The organism is Marivirga aurantiaca, from assembly GCF_016679925.1.
Taxonomy (GTDB): Bacteria; Bacteroidota; Bacteroidia; order Cytophagales; family Cyclobacteriaceae; genus Marivirga; species Marivirga aurantiaca.
This window is the reverse complement of sequence record NZ_JAEQBW010000023.1, coordinates 1-3,354: the sequence shown is the minus strand read 5'-3', so window position 1 is coordinate 3,354 and position 3,354 is coordinate 1. Positions and strand designations below refer to the sequence as shown.

Sequence of the window (3,354 nt, the reverse complement as noted above, 5' to 3'; positions counted from 1 at the left end):
AGGACGAACAGATATTCGGTCAATCAACAGTTCAGGATGCCCTGGAAGAGATTGACTTCACATGGCCTGAAGCAGGCAATATCAACCTTAGGTTGGCTGCTTTCTCAGGTAATTCTGTGACGGGAGAGGTTATTGCCTTTACCAGTGCAGATGTTACGGCAATTGGTACTAACTCAGGAGGAGATTTTCTAACCTTTGACAGGGCAAGTGCAAGGTCTTTGACCACTAACGCTATAGATTTGGATACTTCAGAGCCAGTTGTTTTAAGCTTTACTTATGATGGAGCTTTTTTTAGTGGCCCTGATGTTGACAATCCTGTAGAAGTTTTATATTCAACAGATGGTTTTGCGACAGCCGGTACCGCATTGATAGATGACAATTTAGCGGTTGACGAATTTGAAAATATTTTTCAGGTGCTTGAGTTTACCTTGCCAAATGCAGCTAAAACAGCAACTACCAGTTTTAGAATTCAACAAACAGGTACTGTGGATTATGGTACAGGTAAAAACTGGCAAGTAAGGACATCTCCTGCAGCTGGTGCCATCCAGGTGGAAATAGGAGAGACTTATACTAACATTGCGGATGAATTTGTTGATAACAACAATGTGTTGCTACCAGAACTGACCATTAACAATGTATTGGATGCTGCTGATGTGCCTGGCGGGACTATTTACCCTGGCGATGCCATCACAGTGGAAGCCGAATTGCAGGGAATTGATTTAACAGATTTGGATTTTGCTGTAAGGTTGACCAACACCAACACCGGTGAAACTTTCTTATTGGAAGGCCAGGTTGATAATTTCGATAATGGAACAAAAGAAATAACAGTTGAGGGAACAGTCCCTACCAATATTTCTTACTACAATGCCGGTTTAGGCTGGAATGTGGATATTTATGCCTATGAAGGTACTGAAATCCTTTTTGGCACATCAGAATTCTATAATTTTACCGGAGGTTTGCCAACCGAGTTTGTACAAACAGGTGGTGATCAGGACGGATCAGGATTGGTGTTTGACCAGGCTGGCGAGAGAAGTGTGACCACTTCGGGCTATAATATTTCGACAGAGAGTGATGGAGTATTGACATTCAATGCATCAAGAGCTAACAATGTATTAAGCCCTGCGGGCACTGATCTGATTGTAGAGTATTCTACTGATGGAACAACCTACACTGAATTGACCAGCGTGGATCTTAATTCCCTGGCCTTCGGAGGCACAACAGAAGTAATTTTTGATACATGGCCTGCGGGCGTGGTTTCCGGATCAACGCAGTTCAGGATCAGACAGGAAAGCAACAACGGGGCTGACCTGGATGCTTTCATTGTAGAGGATTTAGAGATTCAGAGTGGCACTAATCTAGTTAGTACAAACTTTATTGGCAGAGGACTAGCCTCTGTTTCGGCAACTGTTCAGTCGCCCAATATTACGATCAACAACTTAGATGTAGGAGGAGACGGACAGGCTTTCCCAATGGAAGCACTAACCCTGACATATGATATTACAGACGGTGCTTTTCCAGCCACTACTGAAGCAACTGCTTTGGTACAAAGAGTTGGAGATCCTGATTTTGATGTGATCATAGGCGAAACTACAGACATAAGTGGAGAGTCAATTGCTATTACGGTACCACCATTAGAGGCTGGAGATTATACAGTTTACATAGCGACCCTTAATGGGGAAACTTATTTCAGTACTACATTGTCGATTTATGACTTAGGACTTGAAATCACAAGTGTTGAGTATACAGATCCGGTAATGGTTGCAGGGGATGAGTTCACCTATCCCGGCTCAGGTTTAACAGTTAACTACAGTATACAGGGAACCCCTGGTACCGGAGCAGAACTGATGATGAGCGTTTATGACAACAACCCTGATGTGGATGATTGGGTGATGATTGGAAGTACTACTGATGTAAATGCCGGAACAATCACAGCTACCTTGCCAACAGGTATTGATTATGACAATAATCCTAATGTTAGACTAAGTATTGGGACAAGCGGTACATATGATAATGTGTTTTTTGAAACCATTGTATCTCAAGAATTTGAGGGAGATCCATTACCAACTTCAATCTTTGAATCTTCAACTGGTACATCCAATAACTTTCCAAGCAAACCAGACAGCTTTACCGGATCTGGAGTAAGATCTGCTACTACAGTACCATTTGATTTTTCATATGGTGGCAATGTTGATATTGAGATAGATGAAGATAATGGTAATCATTTAGGTACTTATGATGTTAAATTGCAGGGATCTATTGATGGAACAAATTGGGTAGATTTGGATGAAGAAGGTGTTGGTAACGGTAGTATTGTTTCATTAATTGCAGATGTACCTAACTCATTATGGTCAGCCAATACTCAATTTAGAGTTATTTATAATGAGGATGAAGCTTTTGGAGTAAATGAAAATGTAATTCAGATCAATGAAGTTATTATTGAGACTCCTGAATTTATGGAAGCTTCGTTTGATGAAGAACCATTTAACCTGATCAAACCTTCATTGGCAATTAGCAATTATGATAAAACTTCATTTGCCATGGGTGAAGCAGTAAGCATTAACTATAATGCTTTAGGTTTTCCTGCTACAACAGATTACGCTGCAGTAGTAGAACAAAACGGAGAATTTGTAGTAGTAGGTACTTCATCGGATGAAGATGCAGGTACTATTGAAGCTACAATGCCTATTGGCTTTGGAGACAGCAACGATCCTTATGATTTAACGATTGTACCTTACCAGCCGGAAACAGTTGGTGGAGATTATAAGCAAGGGGAAACCATTGTCATTGATCAAGAAGAAGATTTCTTAACTATTAGTGGTCAGGACCCTACATTTGAAAATGATTTTAATGTTTTCGATTTTGATCGTGTAGGTAATAGAGAGTTGTTGACAAGAGCCTTTGATTTATCTGACGTTTCCAGTGCAACTTTAAATTTTGATTTCAATACATATTTTGGATATGGTAGTTCAGATGTGAATGCCAACAAAAATACTGTTCCGAGATTAGAAATTTCTACAGATGGTGGAGCTACTTTCGAGTTAGTACCTGTTTATGAATTGGAAGTTGGTGAAGTGCAGATTTATGATGATGGATTGCTATATCTACAACAAGGATATAATGTAGAATTGCCTGCTTCTGCCCTTACTGAAGCAACTCATTTTAGATTCTCTCAACCATTGAATTTGGGAGAAGGGACTAATCGTTGGAGTGTGGATGATATTTCATTGACATTAAATGATGACAACAGAGTTCCTGATTTCATTTTCACAGATAATGTAAATGGAAACAATCCGGTATCAATTGATATCATAGCGCCAAGCCTTGGTGATTATACCTGGATGCAGGCTGATTTAG

General features: G+C 40.1%; 1 protein-coding gene. It reads left to right on the top strand.

The features are described 5' to 3' along the window. Window positions 1-3,354, top strand: a 3,354-nt coding sequence (locus JKA74_RS20595) for a hypothetical protein (RefSeq protein WP_201433134.1), incomplete at both ends; no start/stop codon positions are given.